We start from the raw sequence: 16,211 nt of genomic DNA on the forward strand, positions 1-16,211 counted from the left end.
CGGCGGCGGGCAGGGGCTGCCCGCCGCCGCCCACGTGGTGGAGAAGCTCGCCGCGAGCTGCGGCTCGACCGCCATGGTCGTGCTGATGCACTACGCGGCCACGGCCCTGATCGAGGCCCACGGCCCCGCCGAGGTGCGCCGGGCCGTCGCGGGCGGCTCCCACCTGACCACCCTGGCGTTCTCCGAGGCCGGCTCCCGCAGCCACTTCTGGGCCCCGCTGAGCACCGCGCGGCCCGGCGGCGCCGACGAGGTCGTCCTGGACGCCGACAAGAGCTGGATCACCTCCGCCGGGGAGGCCGACAGCTACGTCTGGTCCAGCCGGCCGCTCGGGGCGGACGGGCCGATGACGCTGTGGCTGGTGCCCGGTGACGCCGACGGGCTGCGGGTGGCCGGCGGGTTCGACGGGCTCGGCCTGCGCGGCAACTCCTCCAGTCCCGTGACCGCCCGCGGCGTCCGCGTCCCGCGCGGGGCGATGCTGGGGGCCGACGGCACCGGCATGGACATCGCCCTGGCGACGTGCCTGCCGGTCTTCCTCGTCCTCAGCGCGGCGGCCTCACTGGGAATCATGGAGGCGGTCCTGGCCGCCGCCCGGAAGCACCTGACCGGCACCCGGCTGGCGCACCTGGGGCAGACCCTGGCCGACGACCCCTCACGGCGCGCCCGGTACGCCGAACTGCGCACCCGCGCGGACGGCGTGCGCGCCTTCCTCTCCGACACCCTCGCGGCGCTGGAGGCCGGCCGCGAGGACGCCACCGTGCGGGTCCTCCAGGTCAAGGCGGTCGCCGCCGAGGCCGCCACCGAGGTGACCGACGGCGTGATGAAGCTCTGCGGCGGCTCCGCCTTCCGCCGCGACCTGGGCGTCGAGCGCCACTTCCGCGACTCCCTCGCGGCCCGGGTCATGGCGCCCACCACCGAGACGCTCCACGACTTCACCGGCCGGGCGAGCCTCGGGCTCCCGCTCCTGGACGCCCCGGCGGGGCCCGGCGGAGGGGAGCGGCCGTGACGCTGCTGATGGGCGCGGTCGCCTACGACCCCAAGGTCGTCACCATCTGGGAGGGGTTCCGCACCTGGCTGCGCCACCAGGGCCTGCCCTTCGACTTCCTGCTGTACTCCCACTACGAACGGCTCACCGAGGACCTGGTGGCGGGCCGGCTGCACGCCGCCTGGAACTCGCCGCTGGCCTGGGTGCGGGCCCGGCGGCTGGCGCGGGCCCGCGGCCGGGAGGTCCGCGCCCTGGTGATGCGCGACACCGACCAGGACCTGACCTCCGTCGTCCTCGTCCGCAGCGACTCGCCCGTCACCTCGCCCGCCGACCTCAAGGAGCGCACGGTCGCCGTGGGCGCCGTCGACTCCCCGCAGGCCACCCTGCTGCCGCTGTCGCTGCTGCGCCGGACGGGGCTGCGGCCCGGCCGGGACTTCACCGTGCGCCGCTTCGACGTCGGCACCGGACTCCACGGCGACCACGTCGGAGGGGAGCGGGAGGCGGTGCGCGCCCTGCTGGCGGGCGAGGCGGACGCCGCGTGCGTCCTGGACGCCAACCACCTGCTGTTCGGACGGGAGGGCACGCTGCCGCCGGGCGGGGTGCGGCTGCTGGCGCAGACGGAGCCGTACGACCACTGCACCATGACGGTCGCCGGCACCGCGCCCCCCGAACTCACCGGGGAGTTCGAGCGGTTGCTGCTGTCCATGGCGTACGACGACCCCGAGGTGCGGCCCCTGCTGGACCTGGAGGGGCTCACCGCCTGGCGCCCCGGCCGCACCACCGGCTACGCCGCGCTGGAGACCGCCGTGGACGAGGCGGGCTTCTACGACGCGGCCGGGCGGATCACCGCCGCGGAGTACGCGCCGTGACCGCCCCCGGCGCCCCGGTGCTCCGCCTGGGGGCGCTGGGGTTCGACCGGGGCGCCCACCTGCTGGTGCGGCGCACGCTCGACGGTCTGCGCCCCGGCGAGGAACTGGCGGTGGCGGGCGGTGACCCGGCGCTGGCCGTCCACCTGCGGGCCTGGTGCCGCACGAACGGCCACGGGATGCGGGAGGCGGGGCCCGGGGAGCCGGACGGGGTGCGCGCCCGGATCGTCCGGGGCCGCGCCGACCTCGACCGCCGGACGGGCGCCGTCCGGGCGGGCGGCCCCGGGCCCGGCGGGGTGGTCGCCCACCCCCCGCCCGCCTGGGGACTGGCCGCCCGCGGCGCGCTGGTCGAGGCCGGCGGGCCGCCGGGCCCCTTCGACCTGACCGACCGCGACCACGTCTGGGCGGACGTCGCCCCCGCCCTCTACGCCCGCGCCGCGGCCTCCCAGTGGGACCCGGCCCGGGCCGTGGACTGGGACGCGCCCTTCGTCCTCCCCGACGAGGTGGAGCGGGCCGTCGTCCAGGTGATGACCTACCTGGTGGAGAACGAGCAGGCCGCCCTCGTCGTCCCCGCCCGGCTGCTGGCCCGGGTCCACCCCCACTTCCGCGAGGTCCTCCAGCTGCTGGCGGTCCAGGCCGCCGACGAGGCCCGCCACATGGAGGTCTTCACCCGCCGCGCCCTGCTGCGGGGCGGCGAGATGGGCACCTCCTCGGCCGGGGGCCGGGAGTCGCTGCACACCCTGCTGACCGAACCGGACTTCTCCCTGGCGGCCTTCCTGCTCTCGGTGCTCGGCGAGGGGAGCTTCCTGAGCCTGCTGGAGTTCCTGGAGCACCACGCCCCCGACCCGGTCACCCGCCGCGTCACCGCCCTGGCCCGCCGCGACGAGGCCCGGCACGTCGCCTTCGGCGTGGCCCACCTCCACCACCGCTCCACCGTCGACCCCGCCCTGCGCGGCCGCCTCCGCGCCGCCGTGGAGCGCCGCCACGACGCCCTGCAGGACACCGCCGGGCTCAACCAGGACGTCTTCGACTCCCTCGTGGTCCTCGCCGCGGGCGAGTGGACCCCGGAGGCGATCGCCCGCGGCCACGACGCGGTCGCGGGGCTGCGGGCCGCCATGGACGAGGGCCGGCAACGCCGCCTGGTCCACCTCGGTTTCCCCGCCGACGAGGCCGCCGAGCTCTCCGCCCTCCACACCCGCAACTTCATGTGACCGCGGCAGCCGGGCACCGGCCGGGAGGGCAACGCTTCCGTGGTGTGTCCGGAGCGGGGGCAGAATGAGGGCTCTCGAAGACCGGACGCGGGGGCAGAGGTGACGACGTACCTGACTGAGGCTGATCCGCGGTGGGCTGAGCACTCCGGCGGGGAAGGGCACAGCGATGCCCCGGACTGGGGGCCCGGGGACTTGGAGCGCGCTGCGGTGTTCCTGGCCGAGCTCGCGCCGCAGGCCCGGCGGGTGCTCGAGTACCTGCTGCGCAACCCCGGCCGGAGGGTCCACTGCACGGAACTGGTGGACAAGGTCCTGGGCGGGCCGGACGAGGGCGACCCGGCACGCCGCGTGGCAGGCGTGCTGTCCGGTATGAGCAGGGCACGCAGCAGGAGCGGGCGGCGGTATCCGTTCCACTGGTGGGAGGCTCCCGAGGGGAGTGCGGGTGCGACGTACGCAGTCCGCCCCTCGGTGGCAGCGGTGTTCCTGGCTGCTCGGCTCGGTCGGTGACTTCACCGCCCGCTGGGGACGGCCGGCCCCGTCGTCGGTGTTCCGGGCACGGTCGCAACGGCGCTCGTCGTCCTCCGCGGGGGCGCCGAGCGGGGGTCGGCCCGAGCGGTCCGCCGAGTCCCGGCCCGAGTGGGAAGACGGGCTCCGCCGGCGGCCGTCTGCCATCGGTGGGGCCCGCGGTCCTGCATCTTCGCGCTGTGGGCGTCGGTCACCTCGCGAGGTGCGGCCGGCGGTCGATCGGGATCCCGTGGGCGATTTCGCAGTGAGCGGCGGGCACCACGATGTCCGCCGTCTCCACGGGCCGCCCCTGGCCGCTGTGGTACGTCCGCCGGTTGTGCGTCACGGGTGCGGGCTTCCGGATGCCCGGGAGGGACGCCTCCTCGGCGGTCGCCTGCCTCGGCCCCGGCTGCTCCGGAAGACGGGAAAAGGTCTCTGGCCTGCAAGAGAACGGCCCAGCCGAGGCTGGGCCGGTGGCGCCCCCGGCAGGACTCGAACCTGCGGCCAAGCGCTTAGAAGGCGCCTGCTCTATCCACTGAGCTACGGGGGCCTGTGCGGTCACGGACGGACGGTGGGGACGCCCCCGGGGACCTTGCCGCGACAAGGATAGGGGTCCGGGCGCTTCCTCCCCGTTGCTTCACGTCCGCGACACCCTGTGGAGGTTCAGTGAAGCGGTCCGATAATCGCAGGCGAGTACGAATCATGCATCGGTTTGCGCGCTCCCGCGGAGGGGTGTTGTGCAGTCGTTATGCCGCTCGACCTCACCGTTACGCGAGGCACAGGGGTCAAAACACCCTGTTCTAGGCCGAATGCGCTTCAAAAAACGCTCTAAATTGGGCATTCTGCGCATGTGGCGATCTTGGAAGCTAGGACCGAACTTCTCGACGCGATCAGCACCCTGCGTGATCGCGTCGCCGCAGTCCGCTTTCCGCTGCCGCTGCCCGGGGCCGAACGCGCCCGCCGCTCCCGCGGCGAACTGCTCGCCCAGCTCGACGACTACCTGGTGCCCCGGCTGCGCACCCCCGAGGCGCCGCTGCTGGCCGTCGTCGGCGGGTCCACCGGCGCCGGGAAGTCCACCCTGGTCAACTCGCTGGTGGGGCGGCGGGTCAGTGACGCGGGGGTGCTGCGCCCCACCACCCGCACCCCCGTGCTCGTCTGCCACCCCACCGACCAGCACTGGTTCGCCGGTCCCCGGGTGCTGCCCCGGCTGAGGCGGGTGTGGACGCCCCGGCGCGAGGACCGCCCGGCGGACGGGGCGGAGCCGTCCGCCGTCCCCGACGACGACCACTGGGCCGAGGAGGCGGACGCCCCGCCCGCCCTGGCCGTGGAGACCGACGAGTCCGTGCCCGCCGGGATCGCCCTCCTGGACTCGCCCGACATCGATTCCCTGGTGACCTCCAACCGCGAGCTGGCGGCCGAGCTGTTCTGTGCCGCCGACATCTGGGTGCTGGTCACCAGCGCCTCCCGGTACGCCGACGCCGTCCCCTGGCACCTGCTGCGCGCCGCCCGCGAGTACGACGTGACCCTGGCCACCGTGCTGGACCGGGTGCCCCACCAGGTGGCCGCCGAGGTCTCCCGCCACTACACCGCCCTGCTGGAGCGCGCCGGACTCGGCGACGTGCCCTGCTTCACCGTCCCCGAACTCCCCGAGTCCACCCGCGGCGGCTGCGGACTGCTGCCCGCCACGGCCGTCGCCGAACTGCGCGAGTGGCTGCTCCACCACGCCCGGGACCCGGCGGTCCGCATGGTCGCCGCCGACCGCACCGCCTCCGGGGCCCTGGCCTCGCTGCGCTCCCGCGTCCCCGAACTGGCGGGTGCGGCCGCGGCCCAGCACGCCGCCGCGCTGCGGCTGATGCGCCACATCGACGGCGCCTACGACGCGGCGGGCGAGCGGGTGCGGCGGCAGCTCGCCGACGGGGAACTGCTGGCGGGCGACGCCCTGGCCCGCTGGCACGGCTTCCCGCAGGACAGCGGCGGCGACGAACTCCTGGACGCCTTCTGCGACGGCCTGTCGGCCCTGCTGCGCGGTGCCGTCGGCGACGCCGACGAGCAGGCCGCCGACGCCTGGAGCCGCGAGCCGGGTGCCCCGGAGTGCGGCCGCGCCGACGAGCTGGCGGCCGAGCGGATCGACATCCAGGTGCGGCGCTGGCGGCGCTGCCTGGAGGAGCTGGCGGAGGAGGAGCTGCGGACCGCCGACGGCTGCCCGCCGACGGCCGAGGAGACCGCCGCCCTGCTCGCGGTCGCCGCCCTGGGCGGGCACCGGGCCCCGAGCGCGGGCGACGCGCTGGCCGCCGCCCTGGGCGGCGGCGTCGCGGCACGGTTGCGCGAACAGGGCGACGAGTTGCTGGAGGAGTGCCTGGACCGGGTGCTGGGCGGGGAGCGCGCCTACCGGCTGGCGCCCCTTCAGGACCTCGACGCCACCCCGGACCAGCAGGTGGCCCTGATCGCGGCCCTGTCGGTGCTGCAGAGGGCGAGGAGGAGGAGGTGACCGAGATGACGGCGGACGTCCGTGCGGAGACGGAGCCGGGTGCCTGTGCGGGAGAGGGCGCGTACGGGGGAGGGGCCGCGGAGGCCGGCGGCTCCTGGGACGACGGGCTGATCGCCCGCCGGGCCCGCCCGGACGCCGTCCGGGAGGGCCGTGCGCCCGGCGCGCCCGGCGTGCGGGGAGGGGACCGCGGGTGGGACCCCTTCCCCCCGGAGCCGCCCGCGGGCGCGCGCTGGGAGGACGCCCGCCGGGAGGGCTGGGAGACCGGGTGGGACGCGGGACCGCGCGCCGGTGCCGCGCCGCCGCCCGGCGGCGCGGCGGAACCGCTGCGCGGGAGGCTGCGCGCGCTGCGGGAGCTGGTCGGTCTCTCCCGCACCCGGCTGGACGGCGGGGTGCTGGAGGAGGCCGGGCGCGTCCTGGACGAGGCGGCGGCGCGCCGCCGCCTGCCGCGCACGTACACCACCGTGGCCGTCGCCGGGGCCACCGGCAGCGGCAAGTCGATGCTGTTCAACACGCTCGCGGGGGTCCGGTTCTCCGAGACCGGGCTGCGCCGCCCCACCACCGCCGTCCCGGTCGCCTGCGTCTGGGAGAGCGAGTGGGACGGCGGCGCCGACGGCCTGCTGGAACGGCTCGGCGTGCCGCCCCGGGCCCGCCGCCGGGTGCAGCCCCGCGACCCGGCCCTGCGCGGCCTCGTCCTCATCGACCTGCCCGACCACGACTCCGCCGCCCCCGGCCACCGCGAGCAGGTCGACCGGCTGCTGCGCCTGGTGGACGCGGTGGTCTGGGTGACCGATCCGGAGAAGTACGCGGACGCCGCGCTGCACGAGCGCTACCTGCGGCCGATGGCCGGCCACGCCGAGGTGACGTTCGTGGTGCTGAACCAGACCGACCGGCTCCCCGCCGACGCCGTCGACACCGTCATGGACGACCTGCGGCGGCTGCTGGACGAGGACGGCATGGCCCTCGGCGAGCACGGCGAGCCCGGCGCGACGGTCCTGGCGCTGTCGGCCCTCACCGGCGAGGGCGTGGAGGACCTGCGGCACTCGCTGGGCGAACTGGTCGCGGGGCGGCGGGCTGCGCAGCTGCGGCTGGCCGCCGACGTGGACGGCGCGGTCGCCCGGCTCCGGCCCGTCTACGTGGTCGACACCCCCTGCGGCCCGGCCGGTCTGACCGAGCGGGCCCGCGAGGACTTCGAGGACCGGCTGGCCTCGGCGGTGGGCGCGGCGGCCGCCGGGCAGACGGCCGAGCGTCTGTGGCTGCGGCACGCCGAGCACGCCTGCGGCACCCCCTGGGCCCGGTTGCTGCGCTGGTACGAGACGCGGCGCGGGCGCGGCGGGACCGCCGCGGAGTCGCCGCGCCCGGCCGCGGGGGGCGCGGGCGGCGAGGTGCCCGGGGGACCTCCCGCGGTGGCCCGGCCCGTCCTGGCGCAGGCGGTGCGCACGCTGGCGGAGGAGGCGTCGGCCGGACTGCCGCAGCCGTGGGCGAAGTCGGTGCGCGACGCGGCCTGGCGCGGCGCCGCGGGGCTGCCGGAGGCGCTGGGGGAGGCGATCGCCGGGGGCGGGGACGACGGCGGGGGCGGCGGAGGCGCGGACGGCGCGGGGAGGGGGGTGCGGCTGCCGCGTCCGCGCTGGTGGACGGTGGCGGCGTGCACGCAGTGGCTGCTGCTGGCCGTGCAGCTCCTGGGCGCGTACCTGCTGGTGGACCTGATCGCCGGAGGGCCGGGGCGGGGCGGCGTCTGGCTCCCGGTGGGGCTGCTGACGGGCGGGGCGCTGGCCGGGCCGCTGCTGGCCTGGTGCTGCCGGATCGCGGCGCGCGGGCCGGCCCGCGCGTACGGGCTGGAGAGGGAGCGCAGGCTGCGGCGGCTCGCCACGGGCTGGGGCCAGGCGTGGGTGCTGGAACCGGTCGCCGCCGAACTGCTGCGCTACCGCGAGGTGCGCGAGCAGTACGCCATCGCGGCCGGCGGCGCCGACCGGGCCTGAGGCGCCGCCCGCCACCCCGTCACCCGCGGGGGTGACCGGGTTGTCCACAACCGGCCGGTACTCCACAGGGCGCGGCGGCGGACGGCGCGGCCGGGCAGCATCGGGCCGTGGAGGCGGTGCGGCCGGCGGCCGCGCCACGGCCCGGGACGGGGGAGACGTGAACGAGACGATGGTGACGGTGGTCGGCAACGCCGCGTCGGCGGTGGAGACGAGGACGACGGCGGCCGGCCGCCCGATGGCCCGGTTGCGGCTGGCCACCACGGTGCGGCGCTACGACGAGGCGCGGGGCGGCTGGACGGACGCGTACACCAGCTTCTACACCGTGTGGGCGTTCCGGGGGCTGGCGGAGAACCTGGCGGCGTCCGTGGGGATCGGCGAACCGCTCGTCGTACACGGGAGGTTGCGAGTGCAGCAGGGCGAACGCGACGGGAGACGCTGGACGTCGGCGGAGATCGAGGCCACGTCGGTGGGGCACGACCTGGCCCGCGGCACCTCGGCCTTCACCCGATGCGGCCGTCCGGTTCCCGGGAGCGAATCCGAGGCGAATACGTGACGGCATGTCATGACCGGGCGGTAACAACGCTGATGACGGTTAAAGACCGACTCCTGCGGATTCTCGATAACGATTCGGCTTCGGAGTGTGTACCGTTTGGCTTTCCTGGGGACCAGGGTCCGTTCGCTCCCTACGATCACCCCCTGAGACACGGGGGTTGACGAGGGGACGACCACAGATGATTTCTGTACGCGGACGGGGCCCTGCCCGTCTCGCCGCCGCGGCAGCCGCCACGGGCCTGCTGGCGGCAGGAGCGATAGCCGGCGCGGGGAACGCCGTCGCCGACGAGAACAGCCCGCACCCGGGGGGTGCGACCGCCACCCTGGGTGGTCTGAAGACCTACGACCAGGCCGTCATCCACGGTCGCGGCGGGGACAAGAAGATCGGCGCCGGTGTCTTCGAGATGGCCGTCGACGGCGGCGGCGTCCTGAAGACGTACTGCATCGACATCCACACCGGGACCCGCAAGGATGCCCGGTACAAGGAGGCCTCCTGGGCCGAGTCCTCGCTCCACAACAACCAGAACGCGGGCAAGATCCTCTGGATCCTGAAGAACTCCTACCCGCAGGTGAACGACCTCGTGGCGCTCGCGCAGAAGGCCGGCGCCGGACAGCTCACCGAGAAGACCGCCGCCGCGGGCACCCAGGTCGCGATCTGGCGCTTCTCCGACAACGCAAACGTCGAGGCGGTCGACCCGGACGCCGAGAAGCTTGCCGACTACCTGCAGCAGAACGCCCAGAACCTCGCCGAGCCCCAGGCGTCGCTGACGCTCGACCCGCCGGCCGTCTCCGGCAAGGCCGGTGAGAAGCTCGGCCCGATCACCGTGAACACCAACGCGCAGGCCGTGACCGTCGCGCCCGGCGCGCAGGCCGAGAACGCCGGTGTGAAGGTCGTCGGCGCGGACGGCGCCCCGGTCACCTCCGCCAAGAACGGCGACCGGCTCTTCTTCGACGTGCCCGAGGGCACGGCGGACGGCTCCGCGTCGCTGACCCTGCAGGCGGCCACCGAGGTGTCGGTGGGCCGGGCCTTCACCAGCATCGACCCGAAGAACCCGAGCCAGACCCAGATCCTGGCCGGCTCCAGCGGCTCCAGCGTCACCGCGACCGCGACCGCGACCTGGGCCACCGCGGCCCCGGCCCCGGCCGTCACGGCCGAGAAGAAGTGCGCCGCGGGCGGCGTCGAGGTCTCCGTGACCAACAAGGGCACCGAGCCCTTCACCTTCACCCTCGCCGGCAAGGAGCACCAGGTCCCGGCCGACGGCAAGCCGGTCTCCGTGCTGGTGCCGGTGAAGGAGGACCAGCCCTACAAGATCACGATCACCGGGCCGAACGGCTTCGAGAAGACCTTCGAGGGCACCCTCGACTGCGAGACCGACAGCGAGGGCACCACCGGCGCCACCGGCACCACCGGCGGCGGCGCGGAGACCCCGGAGCCCTCGACCGCGCCCAGCCCGGCCACCGTCGGCGGCGAGACCGGTGGCGACGCCGGCGGCGAGACCGGCGGTGAGGGCAACCTCGCCGAGACCGGCTCCAACAGCAGCACCCCGGTCATCGCGGGCGTGGCCATCGCCCTGGTGGTCCTGGGCGGCGCCGCGGTCTTCTTCCTGAGGAAGAGGAAGCCCGCCACGGCCGGCTCCGACGACTGACCGACCGCGTTCCACCGCACCACCGGTCCGGGCGTGACCGCCTGATCCGCCCGGACCGCCCGGCCACGTGCTGCCGCACCCCCACGCGGCAGCACGTGGCCTTCTCCGTCCCCGCCCCGGGGTGCGGCAAGGGGCGTGGCCACCGCTTCCCGAGCACCGCAACAGCCCTCCCGCAGCGGCTTCGCCGCCAACAGGGGGCGTCCCACGCGGCCCGGACCGTCTCCGGCTCCACCGGCGGCCCGGTGCGTGGCGCTGACGGCCCGTCGGCCCGGGCCGGTGCTCCCGGCCCTCCGGCCCCGAACCGGCCTCGAACCGGCCCCGGAACCGGCATCCGATGCGGTTCGGGGCGCCTGCCTGCGGCGCCGCCGGGAGGCGGGACCCCGGCAGGGGGCGTCCACGGCGCTGCCGACCGGCCCCCGGCGTCTCCCGCCCGCACCGGTCACGGCCGGAGAGCGGGGCGGCGTGCCGGGTGCTCGCCGGGGGCGTCCTCGCCGCGCCGGCCGCCTTCCGGGGCGGCGCCGTGCCCCTCGGCCACCGTCCCGGGCCGTCCCGGGCCGCCCGAAGGCGGCCGACACCGGCGGAAGCGACCGGTGAGTGCGCAGGCCAGGGGCGTGCCCCAGGTCACTGGCCCAGTCGTTTTCGCCCCAGCGCGGGGGTGCGGCAAGATGGGGTGTATCTGCCCACTCCCTGATTGCCGGACGGTTTCTCTTGGCTGAGTACATCTACACCATGCGCAAGGCGCGTAAGGCGCACGGCGACAAGGTGATTCTCGACGACGTCACGCTGAGCTTCCTGCCCGGCGCCAAGATCGGTGTCGTGGGCCCCAACGGCGCCGGCAAGTCCACGGTGCTGAAGATCATGGCCGGTCTGGAGCAGCCCTCCAACGGCGACGCCTTCCTCGCCCCCGGCTACAGCGTCGGCATCCTCCTGCAGGAGCCCCCGCTGGACGAGTCCAAGACCGTGCTGGAGAACGTCCAGGACGGCGTCGCGGAGATCAAGGGCAAGCTCGACCGGTTCAACGAGATCGCCGAGCAGATGGCGACCGAGTACACCGACGAGCTGATGGAGGAGATGGGCAAGCTCCAGGAGCAGCTCGACCACGCGAACGCCTGGGACCTGGACGCCCAGCTGGAGCAGGCCATGGACGCCCTGGGCTGCCCGCCCGGCGACTGGCCCGTCACCAACCTCTCCGGCGGTGAGAAGCGCCGCGTCGCCCTGTGCAAGCTGCTGCTGGAGGCGCCCGACCTGCTGCTGCTGGACGAGCCCACCAACCACCTGGACGCCGAGTCCGTGCAGTGGCTGGAGCAGCACCTGGCGAAGTACTCCGGCACCGTCGTGGCCATCACCCACGACCGGTACTTCCTGGACAACGTCGCCGAGTGGATCCTGGAGCTCGACCGCGGCCGCGCCCACCCCTACGAGGGCAACTACTCCACCTACCTGGAGAAGAAGCAGGCCCGCCTGAAGGTCGAGGGGCAGAAGGACGCCAAGCGCGCCAAGCGCCTCAAGGAGGAGCTGGAGTGGGTCCGCTCCAACGCCAAGGGCCGCCAGGCGAAGTCCAAGGCGCGTCTGTCCCGCTACGAGGAGATGGCCGCCGAGGCGGAGAAGACCCGCAAGCTGGACTTCGAGGAGATCCAGATCCCGCCGGGCCCGCGCCTGGGCAACGTCGTGGTGGAGGTCGAGCACCTGCACAAGGCGTTCGGTGACAAGGTCCTCATCGACGACCTGTCCTTCTCGCTGCCGCGCAACGGCATCGTCGGCGTCATCGGCCCCAACGGCGCGGGCAAGACGACGCTGTTCAAGATGATCCAGGGCCTGGAGCAGCCGGACTCCGGCACCATCAAGGTCGGCGACACGGTCAAGATCTCCTACGTCGACCAGGCCCGCGAGAACATCGACCCGAAGAAGACGCTGTGGGCCGTCGTCTCCGACGAGCTGGACTACATCAACGTCGGCCAGGTCGAGATGCCCTCGCGCGCCTACGTCTCCGCGTTCGGCTTCAAGGGCCCGGACCAGCAGAAGCCGGCCGGCGTCCTCTCCGGCGGCGAGCGCAACCGCCTCAACCTGGCGCTCACCCTCAAGCAGGGCGGCAACCTGCTGCTCCTGGACGAGCCGACCAACGACCTCGACGTCGAGACGCTGTCGTCGCTGGAGAACGCGCTGCTGGAGTTCCCCGGCTGCGCCGTGGTGGTCTCCCACGACCGCTGGTTCCTGGACCGCGTCGCCACGCACATCCTCGCCTACGAGGGCGAGTCCAAGTGGTTCTGGTTCGAGGGCAACTTCGAGTCGTACGAGAAGAACAAGATCGAGCGGCTCGGTCCGGACGCGGCCCGTCCGCACCGCACCACCTACAAGAAGCTCACCCGGGGCTGAGGGGCCGGCGAGAGGTGCGGCACACATTCCCCTGCCCGCTGCGCTGGTCGGACATGGACGCCTTCGGGCACGTCAACAACGTGGTCTTCCTCCGCTACCTGGAGGAGGCGCGGATCGACTTCATGTTCCGGCTGGCGCGGCAGGCGGCGTCGGAGTCCTTCACCGGGGGCTCGGTGGTGGCCCGGCACGAGATCGAGTACCTGCGGCCGCTGACGCACCGGCACGAGCCGGTGGTCGTCGAGCTGTGGGTGACGAGGGTCGGCGCGGCGTCGGTGACGGTCGCCTACGAGGTCAAGGACGGCCCGGGTGACGGCGACACCGTCTACGTGCGGGCCTCGACGGTCGTGGTCCCCTACGACCTGGACAAGGAGCGGCCCCGCCGGCTCTCCGAGGAGGAGAGGGCGTTCCTCAAGGAGTACCTGGACGACAGCGCGACGGGAGCCGCCGCCGCATGAGCGACAGCGACCGGACCCGGCACCTGGTCCTCGGCGACCCGGGGGAGGCGGCGGAACTCGCCGCCCTCCTGGGCCGGCTGCTGCGCTGGGAGAGGAACGCCGCGGTGCGGCTGAGGGCCACCGAGGACGGTGTCCTGGGCGTCTTCGCCCGGCCCGCCCGCTTCGAGGTGCTGGCCGTGCGCACGGCCCGGCTGGCCGAGCCCGTCCCGCTGGACGCCACGGTCTCGGCCGGGGAGCTGCTGGAGGGCCTGGACGAGCGGGCGGGGACGGCGGCCGTGCCCGCCCCCGTGACCGGACCGCCCTGGGCCGGCCTGCTGCCGCCGCGCGGCGGCTGGCGCCCGCTGGGCGAGCTGCCCTACGAGGCGGTGCGCGCCGCCGCGGCGGCGGTGGTCGCCGAGTTCCGGCGGCGCAGCGAGGAGCTGGGCGAGACCGGGCGCACCCGTGAGGCGCTGGACGCGCTCGCCGAGGAGATCTGGTCCCGCCCCCTGGGCGGCGGCGCCGGGCTGCCGCTGCGCGCCGTCCACGCCGCCCAGGCGCTGGGGATGCTGCGGGCGCGCGGACCCGTCCTCGCGGCCGGTCCGCGCGGCGGTCCGCCCGCGCCGGGCGGCGGGGCGGACGCCCCGGTGGTCACCGTGCTCGCCGCGGGATCCTGGCAGCGGCTGCGCACCCCCTACGGCTCGGTCGCCCTGCGCGGCCGGGGCGGCGGCGCGGGGGGACTGAGCGTCACCCCGCTGTGAGGGCGGCGGAGCGCCGCCCGGCCCGGCGCCGGACCGCCCCCGCCCGGGGCGGCCCGGGTCAGTCCGGAGTGTTGATCATCGAGCCGGCCGCGTAGACCAGGTAGTCCCACAGCTGCCGCTCGTGCTCGGGCTCCAGGTCCAGGCTGTCCACCGCGTCCCGCATGTGCCGCAGCCAGGCGTCGTGGGCGGCGCGGTCGATGGTGAAGGGGCCGTGCCGCATCCGCAGCCGCGGGTGCCCGCGCTGCTCGCTGTACGTCCTGGGCCCGCCCCAGTACTGCATCAGGAACAGCACCAGGCGCTCCTCGGCCGGCCCCAGGTCCTCCTCCGGGTACATCGGCCGCAGCAGCGGGTCCCCGGCGACTCCCTCGTAGAACCGGCGCACCAGGCGCCGGAACGTCTCCTCGCCCCCGACCTGATCGAAGAAGGTCTGCGTCTGCAAGCTGCCGCGCGGAATCTCCATCACGCCCCCATGGTCGCAGATGCTCCGGCCGGGGGACCCGGCCCGGGACCCGCGCCCGGCCCCGGGCCGCGGGATCCGGACGCCCTCAGGCGTCGTCCCAGCGGAACAGCCGCGCGGCGATCGCCGTCATCACCGCGGCGAACAGCAGCAGCCCGCCCATGACGGGCAGGGCGGCCTCCCAGCCCTGGCCGCGCGAGAGGACGTCCTGCATCGCCTCGGTCAGGTGCTTCAGGGGCAGCAGGTCGGCCAGCGCCCGCAGCCAGGCGGGAGCGCCGTCCAGGGGGAAGAAGGAGCCGGAGAGGAAGGCCATGGGCAGCACGATGACCTGCGTCACCCCGTTCGCCGCCTCCTCCGTCCTGGCCCGGGCACCGACGACCAGGCCGACGGACATGAAGGCCAGCGTGCCGCAGACCACCAGCGGCAGGGACAGCCACCAGTACCCGGTCAGCTCCAGCCCGTAGAAGGGGAGCGCCGCCACCCCGACGAAGACCAGGGTCTGGACGAGGGCGAGGGCGATGTTGACCCCCACACGCGCGGCGATGACCGCGCCCGGTCCCACCGGGGCGAGCCACAGCCTGCGCAGGATGCGCTTCCTGCGCCAGTTGACCAGGGTGAGCGCCGATCCGACGACCGCGCTCATCGCCACCGCCCAGCCGAGCATCCCGGGGGTGAGGAACTGGATGGCCCTCAGCGACTCGTCCTCCACCCGGGAGGCGGTCAGCTCGTACGCCGGGGGCCGCCCGGTCGCCGCGATGTTGGCCTGCTGCACCAGCGAGTCGACGATCGCCCGGACGCTGCCCGCCCGGGTCGGGTCGGCCGCCGAGTAGCGCAGCCGCACCCGGTCGCCCTCCTGCCACAGCACCGCGTCCACGTCCCCGGCGCGGACCTCCTCCAGCGCCTGCCCGCGGTCGTCGGAGGTGCGGATGGTGAGGAAGTCCTCCAGGCCCGCGCGGACCTCCCGCGGCAGGGAGTCCAGCGCCTCGACCCGGCCGAGCTGGACAATCTCCGCGCGCGGTGTGGCGTTGTCCTTGAACAGCGCGCCGAACAGCACCAGGAACATCAGCGGGAAGACCAGGATGAAGAAGACGGCGGTGCGGTCCCTGAGCATCCCCAGGGCCATCGCCCTCGACAGGCTGGCGAAGGCCCGTCCGCGGGTCCGCTCCGCGCCGGCCGCGTCCGCCGGGTTCCGCCCGCCCGCCCCGCTCCGCGCGCTCACTGGCGGTACTCCCGTCCGGTCAGCTGGAGGAAGACGTCCTCCAGGGAGGCCGCGCCCAGCTCCCCGATCAGTTCGGCGGGGGAGCCCACGCGCAGCACGCGCCCGTGGTCCATCACCGCGACCCGGTCGCACAGCGTCTCGGCCTCGTCCATGTAGTGCGTGGTGAGCACCACCGTGCGGCCCTCGTCGTTGATGGAGCGCAGCAGGTCCCACAGGTTGCGGCGGGCCTGCGGGTCCAGCCCGGTGGTCGGCTCGTCGAGGAAGACCAGTTCCGGGTCGTGGACCAGCGCGCACGCGATGGAGAGCCGCTGGGCCTGCCCGCCGGAGAGCTTGTCCTCGCGGGTGCCGGCCTTCCCGGTCAGGCCGACGGTCTCCAGCATCGCGTCGGCGCGCTCGGCGGGGACGCCGTAGAGGGAGGCGAAGGTGAGGATCTGCTCGCGGGCGGTCAGCTTGTCGAAGAAGGCCGACGACTGGAGCTGGACGCCGATGCGCCGCAGCAGGGAGGGGTTGCGGGGGAAGGGCGACTCGCCCAGCAGCCGCACCGTGCCCTCGTCCGGGCTGCGCAGTCCCTCGGTGATCTCCAGCGTGGTCGTCTTGCCGGCGCCGTTGGGCCCGAGGATGCCGTAGAACTCGCCACGTTCGACGGTGAAGGACACCCCGTCGACGGCCTGCACGTCCCCGTACCGCTTGCGCAGCCCCTCGACCGTGATCGCGGAAGTGGTCATGGGAGCGGAGCGTATCGGCGGAA

14 protein-coding genes and 1 tRNA gene are annotated in these 16,211 nt (G+C 74.9%); 11 read left to right on the forward strand and 4 right to left on the reverse strand.

The genetic code is table 11. The annotated features are described in order from the left end of the window. The 4 genes from ACFSJS_RS00005 to ACFSJS_RS00020 form a co-directional block, all read left to right on the forward strand. A partial coding sequence (locus ACFSJS_RS00005) for an acyl-CoA dehydrogenase family protein (protein WP_380895228.1) occupies positions 1–1,003 on the forward strand: 1,003 nt, incomplete at its 5' end. Then, complete coding sequence (locus ACFSJS_RS00010) at positions 1,000–1,851, forward strand: phosphate/phosphite/phosphonate ABC transporter substrate-binding protein (protein ID WP_380895230.1); 852 nt, start codon at positions 1,000–1,002, stop codon at positions 1,849–1,851. The genes ACFSJS_RS00005 and ACFSJS_RS00010, both read left to right, overlap by 4 nt. Continuing rightward, complete coding sequence (locus ACFSJS_RS00015; protein ID WP_380895232.1) at positions 1,848–3,059, forward strand: ferritin-like domain-containing protein; 1,212 nt, start codon at positions 1,848–1,850, stop codon at positions 3,057–3,059. The genes ACFSJS_RS00010 and ACFSJS_RS00015 overlap by 4 nt, the downstream gene beginning before the upstream one ends. A gap of 192 nt (positions 3,060–3,251) precedes the next feature. Continuing rightward, complete coding sequence (locus ACFSJS_RS00020) at positions 3,252–3,563, forward strand: DUF6416 domain-containing protein (protein WP_380895234.1); 312 nt, start codon at positions 3,252–3,254, stop codon at positions 3,561–3,563. A 471-nt stretch (positions 3,564–4,034) separates the two neighbouring features. Here ACFSJS_RS00020 and ACFSJS_RS00025 read toward each other — a convergent pair. Then, a tRNA-Arg gene (locus ACFSJS_RS00025) sits at positions 4,035–4,110 on the reverse strand. Positions 4,111–4,410: 300 nt separating this feature from the next. Here ACFSJS_RS00025 and ACFSJS_RS00030 point away from each other — a divergent pair. The 7 genes from ACFSJS_RS00030 (at position 4,411) to ACFSJS_RS00060 (ending at position 13,787) form a co-directional block, all read left to right on the forward strand. After that, positions 4,411–6,048 carry a dynamin family protein gene (locus ACFSJS_RS00030; protein ID WP_380895236.1) on the forward strand — a complete coding sequence of 546 codons (1,638 nt, stop codon included), beginning with the start codon at positions 4,411–4,413 and terminating at the stop codon, positions 6,046–6,048. Further along, a complete protein-coding gene (locus ACFSJS_RS00035; RefSeq protein ID WP_417822921.1) occupies positions 6,045–8,024 on the forward strand; it encodes a GTPase in 1,980 nt (659 codons plus the stop codon). The genes ACFSJS_RS00030 and ACFSJS_RS00035 overlap by 4 nt, the downstream gene beginning before the upstream one ends. A 157-nt stretch (positions 8,025–8,181) precedes the next feature. Next, a complete protein-coding gene (locus tag ACFSJS_RS00040; protein WP_380895238.1) occupies positions 8,182–8,577 on the forward strand; it encodes a single-stranded DNA-binding protein in 396 nt (131 codons plus the stop codon). Positions 8,578–8,755: 178 nt separating this feature from the next. Continuing rightward, positions 8,756–10,222: a Cys-Gln thioester bond-forming surface protein gene (locus ACFSJS_RS00045; protein WP_380895240.1), complete on the forward strand. Its 1,467-nt coding sequence runs from the start codon at positions 8,756–8,758 to the stop codon at positions 10,220–10,222. 708 nt (positions 10,223–10,930) lie between these two features. Beyond that, positions 10,931–12,595 carry an energy-dependent translational throttle protein EttA gene (gene ettA / locus ACFSJS_RS00050; protein ID WP_380895242.1) on the forward strand — a complete coding sequence of 555 codons (1,665 nt, stop codon included), beginning with the start codon at positions 10,931–10,933 and terminating at the stop codon, positions 12,593–12,595. Between the two features lie 14 nt (positions 12,596–12,609). Beyond that, positions 12,610–13,050 (forward strand): acyl-CoA thioesterase, encoded by a 441-nt coding sequence (locus ACFSJS_RS00055; RefSeq protein WP_380895244.1) that lies wholly within the window; start codon positions 12,610–12,612, stop codon positions 13,048–13,050. Beyond that, complete coding sequence (locus tag ACFSJS_RS00060; RefSeq protein ID WP_380895246.1) at positions 13,047–13,787, forward strand: DUF8010 domain-containing protein; 741 nt, start codon at positions 13,047–13,049, stop codon at positions 13,785–13,787. The genes ACFSJS_RS00055 and ACFSJS_RS00060 overlap by 4 nt, the downstream gene beginning before the upstream one ends. A gap of 58 nt (positions 13,788–13,845) precedes the next feature. Here ACFSJS_RS00060 and ACFSJS_RS00065 read toward each other — a convergent pair whose 3' ends face one another. The 3 genes from ACFSJS_RS00065 to ACFSJS_RS00075 form a co-directional block, all read right to left on the reverse strand. Further along, entirely contained in the window at positions 13,846–14,250 is a 405-nt protein-coding gene (locus ACFSJS_RS00065) for a globin (protein WP_380895248.1), read from the reverse strand. An 82-nt stretch (positions 14,251–14,332) separates the two neighbouring features. Next, entirely contained in the window at positions 14,333–15,463 is a 1,131-nt protein-coding gene (locus ACFSJS_RS00070; protein ID WP_380895250.1) for an ABC transporter permease, read from the reverse strand. After that, on the reverse strand, positions 15,460–16,188 hold the full coding sequence (locus ACFSJS_RS00075) for an ABC transporter ATP-binding protein (RefSeq protein WP_380895252.1): 729 nt from the start codon (positions 16,186–16,188) through the stop codon (positions 15,460–15,462). The genes ACFSJS_RS00070 and ACFSJS_RS00075 overlap by 4 nt, the downstream gene beginning before the upstream one ends. Positions 16,189–16,211 lie beyond the last annotated feature (23 nt).

Origin of the sequence: Streptomyces desertarenae, assembly GCF_042681365.1 — a bacterium.
Taxonomy (GTDB): domain Bacteria; phylum Actinomycetota; class Actinomycetes; order Streptomycetales; family Streptomycetaceae; genus Streptomyces; species Streptomyces desertarenae.